Here is a 15817-nt window from a genome sequence, read left to right as displayed (position 1 = left end):
TCTCCTACGCAAATCACTCACTACAGGAAACGCAAAATGAAAATCCTCATGGTTCTGACCTCGCATGACACCCTCGGCAACACCGGCCGCAAAACCGGGTTCTGGCTCGAAGAACTGGCAGCGCCCTACTACGCGTTCCTCGATGCCAAGGCGGACATTGTCCTGGCGTCACCCAAGGGCGGCCAACCGCCGCTCGATCCGAAGAGCAACGAGCCGTCCTTCCAGACAGATCTGACCCGCCGCTTCGAAGCCGATGCCACCGCCACCGCCTTGCTGGCCCGCACCGTGCGCCTGGACAGCGTGTCGGTCGCCGACTTCGACGCCGTGTTCTATCCAGGTGGCCATGGCCCGCTGTGGGACCTGGCTGAAGACCCTACTTCCATCCAGCTGATCGAGGCCTTTCAGGCGGCTGGCAAACCTACGGCCCTGGTGTGCCATGCGCCTGGCGTGCTCCGCCATGTGAAAAACCCCGATGGCACGCCGCTGGTGAAGGGCAAAAACGTCACCGGCTTCACCAACACCGAGGAAGAGGCGGTAGGCCTCACCCACGTGGTGCCCTTCCTGGTAGAGGACGTGCTCAAGGCCAACGGCGGCGTGTACTCCAAGGGTGAGGACTGGGCTTCTTATGTGGTCAGTGACGGCCTGTTGATTACCGGCCAGAACCCGACCTCCTCGAGCGAAGCTGCGAACGTGCTGATCAACCAACTGGGAGCAAGCAAATGACTAACGTATCCCGCAGCGCAGCATTCACAAGCCTGTTCGATGGCCCGTACTACCTCAGCATCGCCGGCAAGCTGGTCCAGGCCGAGGAATCGTTCGATGTCATGAACCCCGCCACTGGCCAGGTGCTGGCCAAGGCGCCTGCCGGCACGCCACAGCAACTCGACGACGCGGTAGCCGCGGCCAAGTCTGCGTTCAAGCCCTGGTCGGCGCTGAGCTATGACGAGCGCGAGGCCTACCTGGTGGCTTATGCCGAAGCGCTGGAAGCACATCGTGACGAGCTCGCCGTGCTGCTCACGCTGGAGCAAGGCAAGCCCTTGAAAACCATGGCCGAGCCTGAGGTTGACCAGTCGATTTCCTGGATTCGCCAGATCGCGGCGCGGCGTATTCCGGTAGAGATCGTTGAAGAGAACGACAACCATATCGTGGAGTTGCACCACACCCCACTGGGCGTGGTCGGTGCGATAACCCCATGGAACTTCCCCGTGCTGCTGGCGCTGTGGAAAGTGGCGCCGGCGTTGTTGGCCGGCAATACCATGGTCATCAAGCCCTCGCCGTTCACCCCGCTGACCACCCTGCGTTTCGGCCAGATCGCTCAGTCGGTGCTGCCTGCCGGCGTACTGTCGGTGGTGTCTGGCGGCAATGAGCTCGGCCCGCAAATGACCGCGCACCCGGACATCGCGAAGATCAGCTTCACTGGCTCTACCGAAACCGGCAAGCACGTGATCCGTTCGGCGGCGGGCACGGTCAAGCGCCTCACACTGGAAATGGGCGGCAACGACGCAGCCATCGTGCTGCCCGACGCCGACTGGAAGGCCGCCATCCCCCAGCTGTTCTGGGGCGCGGTCGGTAACTCCGGCCAATGGTGTGTCGGCATCAAGCGGCTGTATATCCACCGCTCGTACCACCAGGAATTTGTCGCTGCATTCGTGGGCTATGCCCGGCAGCAGAAAATGGGCGATGGCCTGGACCCGCAGGTCACTGTAGGCCCGGTGCAGAACAAGATGCAGTTCAATAAGGTTCGCGAGTTCCTGGGCGACATCAAGGCCAACGGCCAGAAGATCGTGCTGGGTGGCGAGATCGACGAAAGCCGGGCGGGTTACTTCATCCCTGTCACTGTGGTGGACAACCCGCCGGAACAATCCCGGATTGTGCAGGAAGAGCAGTTCGGCCCGATTGTTCCGATCATCGTGTACGACCACGTCGATGATGTGGTGGAGCGCGCCAACAACAGCCCCTACGGCCTCGGCGGTTCGGTGTGGGGCCGCGATACCAAGGCTGCGGTGGCCGTCGCCAATCGGTTGGAAACCGGCATGGTGTGGGTAAACGAAATACACACCCAAGGCGTGGACGTTCCTTTCGGTGGCCATAAGCAATCCGGCGTGGGAACCGAGGGCGGGCACGAAGGGCGCCTGTTGTTCACCAACCCCAAAACCGTGCTGATCAAGAAGTGAGCCTGTGCACGGCCCCTATCGCGGGGGCCGTCCGCTACCTTGCCCTGCCTGGAGACCGAATCATGCTGGCCACCGCCCAAACACCGCTCGCCGAGCCCGTGCCCGTTACCGCAAAAGAAGCCGCCCCGCACTTGACCCTCTGCGCACCGGCGCGCCTGCCAGCAGAAGCGCCCTCGCTGCTCGTTGCAATCCTCTGTATCACCCTTGTAGCCGTCACACTGCGCCCGGCGATCGTCTCGATCGGCCCGCTGTTGCCGTCGATGATCCAGGCGTTCGGCCTCTCCCATACTCAAGCCTCTCTGCTCACCGCCATCCCTACGCTGTTGATGGGGGTGATGGCGCTGCCGGCGCCTTGGCTGGCGCGGCGCTTCGGTCGCGATCAGGTGATCCTGGCGGCCTTGACCGTGCTGCTTGCCGCCACAGCCTTGCGCGCCTTTGCCGGCACTATCGCAACACTCTTTCTGACCACCGTGGGTATTGGCGCGGGCATCGCGGTTGCCGGCGCGCTGCTCGCCGGCTTCGTCAAAGCCAGTTACCCGCGGCAGGCCGCTGTGCTCATGAGCATTTATGCCACTGCCCTGGCCTTGGGAAGCACGGTAGCCGCCGCCATCACCGGCCCGGTCGCCGTGGCCACCGGTGGCTGGAAGCTGGGTGCCAGCCTGTGGGCGTTACCGGCAATCGGTGCGATCGCCGCCTGGAGCTTTGTGGAACGCCGTGGGCTTTCGCCAAGGCAAGGTGCCCAGCAGCGCCCGCGCTATTCAATGCCGCTGCGTAACCCCACCGCCTGGTTGATCGCGCTGTTCTTCGCCAGCAACAACATCGTGTTCTATGCCTACATCTCCTGGGTCGCGCCGATGTATGTGGAATACGGCAGAACACCCAACATGGCCGGGCTGATATTGGCCAGCTTTACCCTGGCGTTCATGATCGCCAACCCGGCCTTCGGCCTGCTCAGCCGCAAGGAAGACCGTCGTGTCGCCTTGGCGATCAGCTCGGGCATCTCTCTGGCAGGCACCCTGGCTATCGCTATCGCCCCCAATGCCATGCCGTTTCTGGCGATACCCATCGTGGCATTTGGTGCTGGCGGCGCGTTCACCCTGGGCATGACGCTCCCGCTGGACAACGCCAAAAATGCCGAAGAAGCCAACGCCTGGAACGCCTTCATCCTGCTGATCAGCTACGTTGTTGCCGCGGCTGGCCCGTTGTTGATGGGCTACCTGCGGGACGTGACGGGAGGCTTTGAAGTGGCTCAATGGCTGATGGCAGGCGTCAGTGCGCTGATGTTGGTAGTGACGCCGTTTCTTAAGCCTCACCATCTCAAAGCGGGGCGGGCCCGGCCGGAATTTACACGCCCAAGGCAAGCCTGAGCAGCCGATTCAAGGGGGGCGCTGGGGCGGCAGCATCCGCTCGAGCATACCGTCGCGGCGTACCGCCACATGCCAGACCGTAGCAAGCACGTGTAGCACGATCAATCCATAAACCGCGAACTGGCACCACACGTGAACCTTGTCGGCAATCAGCCCCAGCCCGTCGTTGCGGGCGAAGCCGGGCAGCGTGATCGCGCCGAAGAACGGCACGCCCTGGCCATTGCCTGCCATGAGGTAGCCGGTAACCGGCATCACTAACAGCACGGCGTACAACAATGCATGGTTAAGCCCCGCGACTACCGAAGTCATGCGCTTTACGCCCTCTGGATACGCAGGCGCACGATGCCGCCAGCGCCAGGTCAGCCGCAGCACCACCATCAGAAACACACTGATCCCCATGGACTCATGGGCCATGTACCAGAACACCCGCACCGGCCCCGGGGGAAAATTCTCCGCTACCCATACAAACGGCAGCAGCAGGCAAAGCGCTGCAGCCGTCAGCCAGTGCAGCGCCTGGGCCAGGCCGGTGTAACGGTCCATCTGTTGCAGGGCTAAGCCGCCACCGGCGCCGCTGCGCCGATCAGCTGGATCGCTTCGTCTTCAACGAGCCCCGCGAAGGTGATATTCAAGCCCCCGTACCCCGAATGATCGCCGAGCACGGCCACCTCGAACCGTGCCCCGCTGGCATCTGCATCGTAGCTCTTCAAGTAGGTCAGGGTTTTGGCCTCGTTGGTAACCACCGCCAGCGTACCGTTGTGGCCATCACCCAGGCGGGTGAAGCCAAGCGCGGAGACGTCGATCGCGTCGTCGTAGGCCGCATAGTCGACGATTCGATCCGCATGGCTCTGCGTTCCCGTACGGTAGCTGTCGGTCAGCGCCGCAAAGTGAAACACGTCCTTGCCGCTGTCGCCTTCAAGCCAATCGCGGCCAGCCCCACCGGCCAGCACGTCGTCCCCAAAGCCACCGAGCAGTTTGTCTGCACCGCCAAGGCCTTGGATGATCTCGGCCCGCGCGGTACCCGTGAGGTGGTCCGCTGCGTCGGTGCCTTCGCGCAACGCCTTGCTGAAGAGGATATTGCGCTCGGTCAGTGCGCCGCTCAGGTCCCCGTTCAGCACCACCTCGAAGCGCCGCCCATCGGCATCCGCCTCCAGGCTTTTCAAATAGGAACGGGTGCCCGCCTCGTTTACCTGCAGGGTCAAGGTACCGTCCCGGCCGTTGCCCAGGCCAGTGAACCCGAGCGCGGACAAGTCGAGCACATCCACCGTAGGATCGAAGTCAGTAATGCGGTCGCTGTGGGCGGTCGTCGCGGTCCGGAAGCTGTCGGCTACTTCCTGGAAGCGGAACACATCGGCGTCCAGCCCGCCGCTGAGCACGTCCCGCCCCTGCTGGCCATCGAGCAGGTCACGGCTGCCACCGCCAGACAGCGCGTCATCGAAAGACGCTGTGCCGATCAGCATATCGGCGCTGGTACTCCCCACCAGGTGTTGGTAACCGTCATTCGGGTTGCCAAAGGTCGTGTCCAGGCTGCCATCGGTGTTCAGCTGAACCAGCGCCAGCACGCTGCCGTCGGCGGTGGTGTTCAGGTTGCCGGCGAGCAGTACCTTGCCGTCTGCCCGCAGCGTCATGTCCGCGATGGAAAACCCGTCGCCCGCAAACGGCAAGGCCACGCTACCGTCGGCGCCAAATCCGGTATCGACGCTGCCATCGGCATTCACCCGGGTAAGTACCGCCACGCCATCCTCACTGCCCGCAACAAGGACTTTGCCGTCCGCCTGTAACGCCATGGCGTCCGCGCGGTAGCCCAGGGCCAATGTTCCGTCGCTGCCGAAGGTGGTGTCGGCGGTGCCGTCGGGATTTACCCGGGTGAGCGTCGCGCTCCAAGTGGAATCGGTGAAGTCGAACGCTGAGGCCCAGATCAGGATTTTGCCGTCGGTTTGCAAAGCCACATCCATGGGGCTGAGGCTACGAATGCCCAGGGATGCCGGCAGGCTGAGCACACCTGCCTCTGCGAAAGACGCGTCCAGCACACCGCTTGGCTCGAACCGGGCGATGTAAACCTCGCCGGAGGAATACGTCGCCCCGGCGAAGAAACTGCCATCGCTTTGTACGCTGAAAGACGCCTGGTTCCCGAGCGAATCCTCCCAGTCGAACGGCACCGTCGCGGTGCCCGCATCCCCAAAGCTTGAATCCAGCCTGCCGTCGGGAAGAATGCGGCTTACCGCGGCAACGTATTCATCGCCTTGGCGAACATAGTGCGCCTGAAGGTATTTGCCGCCCGGCTGCACCGCGCCGTTACCACCGGACTCCAGGTCCAGCTCTACCGGCAAAAGGGTTTTACCGTCCTGGCTGAAACGGGTGTCCACGCCGCCTTTGGCGGTGAACCTGACGAGGCTGCCAGTAAACGCCGAGTCCTCCTCCCCGCCCAGGCCCAGCCGGCTATAGCCTGCAAGCCAGATTGCCCCGTTGGGGTCCAGCGCAAGGCCGGCGGCGCTGTCCGCCCCTGCCACGCCTACCAGAACAGTGCCGGTGGTGCCCTGCACTTTGTTGTTCGATGCTGCTGTATGGCGCATGTCGTACTCCTCCTGAGGCGACCGCCTGGTTGTAGTCGTTCGGTGGCTTCGCCGTTCAGCTCAGCGTAGATCCTTGCGTCCCCGTCATAGCCGATTTACGAATCAAAGGTCGCGCCTTCTATCAGCCGGATGCAGCTGACGGAGAACACCCAAAAATAATGCTTGCGCGCAAAATAATTGCGAGCTAGATTAAAACCATATGGTTAGCGCGCAACACTTTGGCGCTACAGGATCACAGTATTTTTCCTACGACTATCAGCAAGGAGAGGCACCATGAACGTTCTCTATACCGCAGTTGCAACCGCTACCGGTGGCCGTGATGGCCGTGCTGTTTCCAGCGACAAGATCCTCGACGTGAAACTGGCCACGCCCAAGGCACTGGGCGGTGCTGGCGGTGAAGCCACCAACCCCGAGCAGCTGTTCGCCGCTGGTTACTCCGCCTGCTTCATTGGCGCGCTGAAGTTCGTTGCCGGCCAACGCAAGCGCAGTATTCCGGCCGACGCGTCGATCACCGCAAAAGTGGGCATTGGCCAGATTCCCGCCGGCTTCGGGTTGGACATCGACCTGGAAATCAACCTGCCAGGCCTGGAAAAAGCAGAGGCGCAGGAGCTGGTAGAAGCAGCTCACCAGGTGTGCCCTTACTCCAACGCCACTCGCGGCAACGTTGACGTTCGCCTGCATGTAAGCGTGTGATCCGGCGCTGCCGCCGGCTACCGGCTAGGCAGCGGCCAGCAAGCCCTTGATGAAATGAGCAAACGCCTTGATGCGGGCTGATTCGCGATTGATGGGCAGGTACACCAGCGTGATGGAAGCATCGACAGAGGCCGGATTGATCTCGTAATGCGCAAGCAAGCGGGACAACCGGCCTTGCTGTACGTCCTCGGCTACCAGCCAATCGGCCAGCAACGCCACCCCCTGCCCTGCTATCGCCGCTTGCCGCAGCACGTCGGCGTTGTTGCTGTGTATCCGCCCCTGCACCGCGACCGGTATCGCCTCGCCATCCACTTCAAAATCCCAACCTTTCATGGGCCCGCCGTAATCGAACTGGAGGCAGCAGTGGTCGGCAAGGTCGCCGGGCTGTGCCGGGGCTGCGTGCTGCTCCAGGTACACAGGGCTTGCCACGAGCCAGCGCTGGAAATGGCCGATAGGGCTGCAGATCACGTCTTCGCTATTGACGGTAGAGCCCAGCCGCACGCTCAGGTCGATGCGGTCCTTGAACAGGTCCACGCGGTCATCGCTGAGGTTGAGGCTCACGTCCAGCGCGGGGTGGGCCGCCAGGAAGCGCCCCAGGTGCGGAGCGATCACGCGGCGCCCGAATTCCACAGGCACGCTGATCCTGAGCTTCCCTCTGGCTTCGCTGCCCCGGTCCGTCACCACACTGTCGGCGGCGGCGAGGGCGTCCAGAATCGCCACGGCTTTCTCGAAATAGGCCTGGCCCAGGTCCGTTGGCCTGTTCTGCCGGGTGCTACGGGTCAGCAGCGTGGTGCCCAGCTCCGATTCCAGCGCTGCCACCTGGCGGGTAACGGACGACGTAGCCACGCCCAGCTTGCGCGCGGCTGCGGAGTAACCGCCGCAGCGCACGGTTTCGACGAACATGCTCAAGGCGAGAAACTTATCCATCTGGGTGCCCCGGTGGCTGAGGGCCCCGAGGCTGTAGTGGATGCTATCGAGTGTCAAGGCCTGTTGCTTTTCTTCATCAGGAAAATCAGCAGCGCCAGGGCTGGCATCGCCGCCGCGCACAGTACAGTCGTGGCCCAGCCGAAGTGCTCGTAGATCGGGCTGGCCAGCAGCGAACCCAGCGCACCTCCCACGAACACACTGGTCATGAACACCGCGTTTAGGCGTGCCCGGCTATTGGCGTCCAGGGCGTAGACCTCGCGCTGGCCAAGCACCAGGTTGAGCTGCACCGCAAAGTCCAATGCAATCGCCGCAGCCACCAGCCCCAGGTAACCGAGCCCTGGAACGCCACCGATCAGCAACGCGACCGGGGCCAGCACGAGGGCGAACAGCGTGCTGACGCGACCGTGCCCGGCATCGGCAAGCCGGCCGGCAATAGGCGCGGCGATGGCACCCACCGCTCCTACCAGTGCGAACAACGCCACGCCGTTCTGGCTGAAGCCGTAATGGCGGATGAGCTCGATGGGAACGATGGTCCAGAAGAAGCTGAAGCTTGCGAACAGCAGCGCCTGGTAGAGCGAGCGCTCACGCAGCACTGTATAGCGCCGGGCCAGGCTGAACACCGAGCCGATCAGCCGGGCATAGGTGGTGTGATGGTTCGGCAGCCGTTGCGGTAGCAGCGCAGCAACCAATGCCGCGATCACCACCATCAGTACAGCTGCGCTGTAGAACACCCCCCTCCAGCCCAGGTATTCGGACAGCAGGCTGGAGATCGGGCGCGCCAGCAGGATGCCGAGCAGCAGCCCGCTCATGATGTTCCCTACCATCCTCCCCCGGCTGCTTTCCGGCGCCATATGGGCGGCCAGTGGCACCAGTATCTGCACGGCCACGGAGGTAACGCCGATCAACAATGAGGCGAGTAAAAACACCGAAGGGGACGTCGCACTCGCCGCGGCGACCAGAAACAGGCTGACCGCCAGGGTGAAGCCAATCACCAGCCGTTTGTTCTCCATCAGGTCGGCCAGCGGTACCAGGAACAGCAAGCCGGCGGCGTAGCCAAGCTGGGTCAGCGAAACGATCAGGCTGGCATGCTCAGGCGAAAGCCCGATGCTGGGCGCGATCAGCTCAACGATGGGCTGCGCGTAATAAAGGTTCGCCACCACCGCGCCACAGCAGAAGGCCAGGAATACAACCAGCACCGTGGACAGGGTGGCTGGGGCATCGGTTTGCACCGACGGTGAAGCAAGTGTGTAAGGGCTGCTCGCGGGCATCACCATCTCTCCGGCTTGAGTGAATATTGAGTCACAAGCCTAGGGATGCGGGGTGAGCGTGGGAATACGAACCTGGCGCAACGCACCTGAGCGTGGTGCGCAATGGTGGGACACAGGGCAGTCCAGAACAGGCTTTGCACCGGACTCATGGGCCTCGTTCGCCAGCTGGCGGCCTTATTCGCGAGCTACGCCTTCGGCTGCGCCGGATGGCCGGCCCCCCGTCTCCCACAGAGTTCTCCTGACACCCTGAGGGGCTGGCTCACCTGTGGGAAGCGGGCGCCAGCTCGCGAAAAATTGACTATTCGCGAGCTGGCGTCGGATGGCCGGCGTAAGCCAGGGAAAGGACTGCCACATACTTCCCGCGGCGGGGCCTAAACCGCAGCGAACATCACATTCTCTTCATTCAGTAACCCACCCTGATCGCCAAGCAGCTTGATCTCGAACCGCGCCCCTTGATTGTCGGGGTCCAGGTTTTGCAGGTAGGTGGTATCGGTGTCGGCGCGGTAGGTCACCTTGAGCGTGTCGCCGTGCCCGTCGCCCAGCCCGGTGAAGCCCAGCGCTCGCAGGTCCAGCATGTCCTTGCTGGCGGTGAAGTCCTGCACCGTGTCGGCGCTGGACGCACTGGCGGTGCGCTGGCTGTCGGCAATGCTGGTGAAGCGGAACACATCCTCGCCCGAGCCACCCGATAGTTGATCGGCGCCTTTGCCTCCGGTGAGCACATCATCACCTACGCCGCCAGCCAAACGGTCGTTACCCGCGCCGCCACTGAGCCGGTCGTTGCCGGCGCCGCCATTCAGGGTGTTGTCTGCGGAACTGCCGGTCAACGTACGGTCCTGCGTGGGATAGCTGCTGGTGGTCCCCTCCCCGGCCGGTTTGGCGAAGATCACGCTGGTGGCGGCGGCGAGCACGTCCGGCACGTAGTGGTCGATCTCTATCTCGAAGGCATTGCCGTTCGCGTCGGTTTCCAGGGACCTGAGCAAGGTGGAGCGGCGCCCGATGTCCTGTTCCAGGAGCAAGGTGTTGTCGTAGCCATTGCCCAGCCCGGTGAAGCCCAGCGCGCTCACATCAATGCTGTCATTACCCTGAAGGTCGAAGTCGGCAATCAGGTCACGATTGGCGATGCTACCGTCGGCACCGCGCAGGCTGTCGCTCAAGGCCCGGTAAACGAAGGTGTCACTGCCATCACCGCCGGTAAGGCGGTCGCCGCCCTGATCGCCGAACAGCCGGTCTTCACCGGCCTTGCCGTCCAAGGTGTCTGCCCCTTTTGCACCGAACAAGGACTCGCCTGCGGCGGTGCCCTTGAGCGAATCGGCGCTGTCGGTGCCTTGCTCGAACTGAACGAAGGGGAAGTCGTTCATGCGGGATTTGTCGCCGCGCATCTGGAACTCGAAGCGGCGCCCGTCTTCGTCGGCGTCGTAATTCTTGAAGTAGGTAACGTTCCTGGCGCTGTCGTACAGCGCGGCCAAGGTACCGTCATGGCCATTGCCCATGCCGCTGATACCCAGCGCGGTGAGGTCCAGGCGATCCTCGAAGCCGGTGAAGTCGACGATCAGGTCCGAGTGGGCCGAAGTGGCGGTGCGATAGCTGTCACTCAGGCTGTCGAAGCGGAACACATCGCCCTCCCAGCCACCGGTGAGGCGGTCCCGCCCGGCGCCGCCCACCAGCACATCCATGTTGTCGCGGCCACCCAAATGGTCGTCGCCGTCGCCACCAAACAGCCGGTCCCGGGCACCCGTGCCGGCCAGCGCATCTTTGCCGTCTCCGCCATAGGTATCGACGAAGGCCTGGTTGCGCGCGAACACACTATGCGGCCCATTGGGCGAGATGGGCGTTGCGATCAGGCTGATCACGTTATCCGTGACGGTATTGGTGGCGTAGCTGCGGATGTCTTCGGAGATACCAATCGCACTGCCCGGTGAATTGAGCCCGCTGATCTGGTTCCACTGCACCAGGTTGTCATGGCTGCGTGCGGCGGCAACGTAATCCCCGCCCCCCAGCTGAATTTCGCTGCCGCTGCTACCTATATTGTTGGCCAGCAAGCGGTTGTGCGTGATCTCCCCATCGTGCGTGTTCATGGCGTAGATCCCCTGAGCCAGGTTGAGGGTCACGTCCAGGCCATTGACTTGATAACCGCCGATGTTTTCCAGGCGCACCCCTACCTGGCTATTCCACTGGGCCAAGCCGCCGTTCAATTCCAGGGTGCTGTCTTCGCTGTCGCCCAAGCCACCCGCTCCAAGGGAGAACCCGTCCAGCGCGTTGTAGGTGGCATCGCTGTCCTGCACGCGAATCTCACCCGCCAGCGTATAGCCATTGCCCAGGTTGAGGCTGGCGAGGTTGTCCTCGAACAGGCTGTTCACCAGGCCATCGGCGATAAAGCCATCGCTGCCGTTGTTCAACGCGCTCGAGGCCCGCACTTGCACCTCGCTGCCCAGGCTGCGCAGGTCGAAGCCATAGCCGCTGGCTTCGCGCACCTCCACGCTGTCGATCAGCACATGGCTGCTGTCGCCGTTCACGTAACCGTCCACCCGGCCGGTGGTAGAGGCATTATTGCCATCCAGCGCGAGGCGCGTGATCCCTATCCCGTCCCCGGCGCCACGCAGGAGGCCAGCCGCGCCGTCTTCGCCGTCCATCAGTTTGAGTTGGGTGGTCGCAGCGCTGGTTCCAGCCAGGGTGACGCCCGCCTTGAGCAGCAAACAGCCTTCCTGCGCCCCGGCCGACGCCGAAACCCGGTACGTGCCAGGCCCCAGCAGCACCGTGCCGCCGTCCACTGCCGCGGCGTCGATAGCCGCCTGCAGGGCCTGGGTGTCGTCGGTGAAGCCGTCGCCCTTGGCGCCGTAGTCTTTCGCGTTGAATACCGTTGCCATGGTGTCTCTCCCGGGCCACCGCACGCGGCATGAAAGGAGGTGACACCGCAGCGAGCGAGGTGCTTATACGGTAGAAGACCCCTGCCCGGGCGCGGCGCGTTCGGACAGGTGGCCTCAACAGGAGGGGCGTGTCACTTGGATGTAGCGGCCTGCTGCGGCAGGAACCAGTTCAGCACCAGCGCGCAGATACCACCGGTGGCCACGCCCGATTCCAGCACATTGCGCAGCGCCGCTGGCATGTGGGCAAGGAACTCCGGCACCTGTGCCACGCCCAGGCCCAGCGCGAGGGATACGGCGATGATCAACAGCGCGCGACGGTCCAGGTCGATGCCCGCGAGGATGTTGATGCCCGACGCCGCGACGGCGCCGAACATCACCATGGCGGCGCCACCGAGCACAGGCTCCGGCACGGCCTGGATCACCCCGGCCACGGTGGGGAACAGCCCCAGCACCACCAGCATCAAGGCGATCCACCCGCCAATGCTGCGGCTAGCGATGCCGGTGAGCTGAATCACGCCGTTGTTCTGGGCAAAGATCGAGCTGGGGAAGGTATTGAAGACACCGGCCAGCAGCGAGTTGACCCCGTTCACCAGTACGCCACCCTTGATGCGCTGCATCCACACCGGCCCCTCCACAGGCTGGCGGGACACCTTGCTGGTGGCGGTTACGTCACCGATGGCCTCCAGCGAAGTGACCAGGTAAATCACCAGCATCGGGATGAACAGCCCCCAGGAAAAGCTAAGCCCGAAGTGCAGCGGCGTGGGCACCTGAAACAGCGCGGCCTGGTGCATGCCGGTGAAATCCAGGCGGCCCAGGTAGCCGGCCAGGCCGTAGCCCACCAGCAACGCGATGACGATCGCCGCACTGCGCATCCATACCAGCGGGATGCGGTTGAGCACTACGATCACGGCCAATACCACGCCCGACAGCAGCAGGTTCTCGCCATTGGCGAAGGTGCCGTTGGCCATGGCGCCGAAGCCGCCGCCCATGCTGATCAGGCCGACCTTGATCAGGGTGAGGCCGATCATCAGCACTACAATGCCGGTTACCAGCGGGGTGATCAGCTTCTTGATGAAGGGCAGGATGCGTGAGATGCCGATCTCCACGAACGAGCCGGCGATCACCACGCCAAAGATGGCCGCCATCACCCCTTCCACCGGGGTGCCCTGCTTCACCATCAACGCACCGCCGGCAATCAGCGGGCCTACGAAGTTGAAGCTGGTGCCCTGCACGATCAGCAGGCCTGCACCCAGCGGCCCGAAGCGGCGGCATTGCACGTAGGTAGCGATACCGGACACGATCAAGCTCAGCGAAACAATCAGGTTGGTGTCCCGCGGCGAAACGCCCAGCGCCTGGCAGATCAGCAAGCCAGGGGTAACGATCGGTACGATGATCGCCAGCAGGTGCTGCAGCGCGGCAAAAAAAGCCGCCAGCGGCCGCGGCCGGTCATCGAGGCCATAGATCAGCTCACCACTTTGGGTGGCCGGCTTGTTTGAGGTGTTGGCAGGTTGCATGGCAAGGCCCGGGCAGTAAAAGGCGCGGATTCTACAGAGGGCCGGGGAATATTCTCAAACGGCAAATGCCGGAGCGGGCCGGTAGCGGGATGCCGGCGGTCAGTGGTCGCCCATCCGGTGGTGCTCCAATAAAAAGTCCACGAACACCCTCACCCGCGCGGGCATCGCTGGGCCGCCCACGAATACGGCATGGATCGGCTCCCGGTCACCCGGGTTGAAGGCCTCCAGCAGCGGCACTAGGCGCCCGTGTTTCAAATCGTCGGCCACGGTGAAGGTACCGATGCGCGCAATACCCGCGCCCAGCACGGCCAGTTGCGCCAGCGCTTCACCGCTGCTGCATTCGATGCTGCCCGCCACCTTGAGCGAGAAGGCCTGCCCATCCCGCACGAAGGGCCAATCCGTTGCCGCCCGACGAAAGTTGAACCGCAGGCAATTGTGCCGGCCAAGGTCCTCGGGCTGTTGCGGTTTACCGTGGCGCGCAAGATAGCCCGGCGAGGCCACCACCACCTGGCCGGTATCGCCAACGTAGCGGGCGGTGAGCGGGCTGTCCGGGAGGTGGCCGAACCGTAGGGCCACGTCAGCCTGCCCGGCAAGGATATCGACCACCTCGTCGCCCAGCGCGAGGTCCACGCGCACTTCCGGATAGCGCTGCGTAAAGGCGGCCACCAGCGGTACAACGGCAAGCCGGCCATGACCCAACGCGGCGCTGACCCGCAGCCGCCCCTTGGGTACGCCCTGAGCAGCGATCGCTTCTTCCACTTCCGCCATGTCTGCCAGGATGCGCCGCGCACCGCGCAGGTAAGCCTCCCCTTCTGCGGTAAGCGTAAGGGCACGGGTGGTGCGCAGCAGGAGCCGGGTGCCGATTCGCTGTTCGGTGCGCGCGATGATGCGGCTGACCGCCGAAGGCGTCAGGCCCAGCGCACGCCCGGCGGCCGACAGGCTGCCCGCCTGCACCACCCGGGCGAACACCTCCATTTCCCCCGACCGTCCATTGAAATCCATCTGTGCCTCCAGCGCAAAAGTGCTTCTCTTTTTGGCGGTCTACCGCGCCCTTTCACTGGATCGTACCATCTGGCGCATAGATAAGGAGACGCTCATGCACATCAATCCACCGCTCACAGCCCTCGCTATCGGTGCCTTTGGCATCGGTGTCACCGAGTTTGCCCCCATGGGCATGTTGCCCAGCATTGCCACCGACCTGGGGGTGTCCATCCCCGCGGCCGGCCTGCTCGTCAGCGCCTACGCCCTGGGTGTTTTGATTGGCGCCCCGTTGATGACCCTGGCCACGGGCAAGATCCCCCGCCGGTGGTTGTTGATCGGGCTTATGGCCATTTTCACCCTTGGCAACCTGATGTCCGCACTGGCCACCGACTATCAAAGCCTGCTCATCGCCCGTGTGGTGACCTCGCTCAATCACGGCGCGTTCTTCGGCGTGGGCTCTATCGTGGCCGCCAGCCTGGTGTCGCCCGACAAGCGCGCGGGCGCAGTAGCAGCAATGTTCATGGGGCTCACCGTCGCCACGATTGGCGGCGTGCCGCTGGCCACCTGGTTCGGCGAGCTGTTGGGATGGCGCACTGCATTCGCAGGGATCGCTGGCCTTGGGGTGATCGCGATGGCAGCGCTGTGGATCGCGTTGCCCGATGTACCGCTGCCCAAAAGCGACGGCGTACTGGCCGAGATTCGTGTGCTGGGTCGCGGGCCCGTGCTGGCAGCACTGGCGCTGACGGTGGTGGGCTCCGGGGCGATGTTTACCGTGTTCACCTACATCGCACCTATCCTTCATAGCCAGACGGGTGCTTCCACAACGTTTATCACCGGCATGTTGGTGCTGTTTGGCGTGGGTTTGACGTTGGGCAATATCTGGGGTGGCAAGGCAGCGGACCGCTCCGTGGACCGTACCCTGATTGTCTCGTTGGCGGTATTGGTACTGGTATTGCTGGCGTTTTCGGTGCTCACGCGTTGGGCGCTGCCGACCGCGCTGGCGGTGCTGGTATGGGGGGTCGCGAGCTTCGCCCTGGTGCCGCCGTTGCAGATGAGGGTGATGGAGGCCGCCAAGGATGCACCCAACCTGGCATCCGCCGTGAACATTGGGGCATTCAACCTGGGTAACGCGATCGGGGCGGCGCTGGGCGGCGCGGTGATCGACGCGGGTCTGGGGTATGCGGCGATCTCGGTGGCTGGCGCGATAATGGCCGCGCTGGGCCTGGTGATGGTCGTGGCGTTTGCCTGGCGGGGCCGGGAACAACGGCATGAGCAAATGGGCGAAACGGTGCGCCTTGGTGAGGCAAGGTAACGCAGGGGGCACTGACAAGGGGCAGCAGCCCTCCCAAGCCGCCCGGTTCCAACCGAAAAACAGCCCTTTTACAGACTGGCACAGATATTTCATGGTATTTCACCAACCCCGCAAGCCGGACTCACCTCCTTAAGCCTTGCTACATCC

12 protein-coding genes are annotated in these 15817 nt (G+C 63.7%); 5 read left to right on the top strand and 7 right to left on the bottom strand.

Annotation, left to right across the window (positions count from 1 at the left end; translation table 11 throughout):
- Positions 1-36: 36 nt before the first annotated feature.
- From AC3Z8Y_RS07670 to AC3Z8Y_RS07660, 3 genes are all read left to right on the top strand, one after another.
- Positions 37-723 carry a type 1 glutamine amidotransferase domain-containing protein gene (locus AC3Z8Y_RS07670; protein ID WP_490089151.1) on the top strand — a complete coding sequence of 229 codons (687 nt, stop codon included), beginning with the start codon at positions 37-39 and terminating at the stop codon, positions 721-723.
- Positions 720-2174 carry an aldehyde dehydrogenase family protein gene (locus AC3Z8Y_RS07665; protein WP_490089150.1) on the top strand — a complete coding sequence of 485 codons (1455 nt, stop codon included), beginning with the start codon at positions 720-722 and terminating at the stop codon, positions 2172-2174. Before AC3Z8Y_RS07670 ends, AC3Z8Y_RS07665 begins: the two co-directional genes overlap by 4 nt.
- Positions 2175-2236: 62 nt before the next feature.
- Positions 2237-3541, top strand: a complete 1305-nt coding sequence (locus tag AC3Z8Y_RS07660; protein ID WP_490089149.1) for an MFS transporter — start codon at positions 2237-2239, stop codon at positions 3539-3541.
- Positions 3542-3550: 9 nt separating this feature from the next.
- Here the strand turns inward: AC3Z8Y_RS07660 and AC3Z8Y_RS07655 are convergent, their stop codons facing one another.
- Both AC3Z8Y_RS07655 and AC3Z8Y_RS07650 read right to left on the bottom strand, forming a co-directional pair.
- The gene (locus tag AC3Z8Y_RS07655; RefSeq protein WP_490089148.1) at positions 3551-4081 is read right to left on the bottom strand and encodes a cytochrome b; all 531 of its coding nucleotides are present in this window, start codon (positions 4079-4081) and stop codon (positions 3551-3553) included.
- Positions 4082-4092: 11 nt separating this feature from the next.
- On the bottom strand, positions 4093-6111 hold the full coding sequence (locus AC3Z8Y_RS07650) for a M10 family metallopeptidase C-terminal domain-containing protein (protein WP_490089147.1): 2019 nt from the start codon (positions 6109-6111) through the stop codon (positions 4093-4095).
- A 273-nt stretch (positions 6112-6384) separates the two neighbouring features.
- On the opposite strand from AC3Z8Y_RS07650, the gene AC3Z8Y_RS07645 reads away from it, so the two are divergent.
- Entirely contained in the window at positions 6385-6804 is a 420-nt protein-coding gene (locus AC3Z8Y_RS07645) for an organic hydroperoxide resistance protein (RefSeq protein ID WP_490089146.1), read from the top strand.
- A gap of 24 nt (positions 6805-6828) precedes the next feature.
- Here AC3Z8Y_RS07645 and AC3Z8Y_RS07640 read toward each other — a convergent pair whose 3' ends face one another.
- From AC3Z8Y_RS07640 to AC3Z8Y_RS07620, 5 genes are all read right to left on the bottom strand, one after another.
- Positions 6829-7731, bottom strand: coding sequence for a LysR family transcriptional regulator (locus AC3Z8Y_RS07640; RefSeq protein ID WP_490089145.1), 903 nt, complete (start codon positions 7729-7731; stop codon positions 6829-6831).
- Between the two features lie 53 nt (positions 7732-7784).
- Positions 7785-8999, bottom strand: coding sequence for an MFS transporter (locus AC3Z8Y_RS07635; protein ID WP_490089144.1), 1215 nt, complete (start codon positions 8997-8999; stop codon positions 7785-7787).
- Between the two features lie 371 nt (positions 9000-9370).
- Positions 9371-11863, bottom strand: a complete 2493-nt coding sequence (locus AC3Z8Y_RS07630) for a glycosyl hydrolase family 28-related protein (protein WP_490089143.1) — start codon at positions 11861-11863, stop codon at positions 9371-9373.
- Between the two features lie 131 nt (positions 11864-11994).
- Entirely contained in the window at positions 11995-13377 is a 1383-nt protein-coding gene (locus tag AC3Z8Y_RS07625) for a uracil-xanthine permease family protein (protein WP_490089142.1), read from the bottom strand.
- A 99-nt stretch (positions 13378-13476) separates the two neighbouring features.
- The gene (locus AC3Z8Y_RS07620; RefSeq protein WP_490089141.1) at positions 13477-14379 is read right to left on the bottom strand and encodes a LysR family transcriptional regulator; all 903 of its coding nucleotides are present in this window, start codon (positions 14377-14379) and stop codon (positions 13477-13479) included.
- Between the two features lie 94 nt (positions 14380-14473).
- Between AC3Z8Y_RS07620 and AC3Z8Y_RS07615 the strand changes: the two genes are divergently transcribed.
- Positions 14474-15670 carry an MFS transporter gene (locus AC3Z8Y_RS07615; protein WP_490089140.1) on the top strand — a complete coding sequence of 399 codons (1197 nt, stop codon included), beginning with the start codon at positions 14474-14476 and terminating at the stop codon, positions 15668-15670.
- Positions 15671-15817 lie beyond the last annotated feature (147 nt).

It is taken from the genome of Pseudomonas sp. 3MAES_34.3B (genome assembly GCF_058145875.1).
This window is presented reverse-complemented; position numbering and strand designations above follow the sequence as displayed.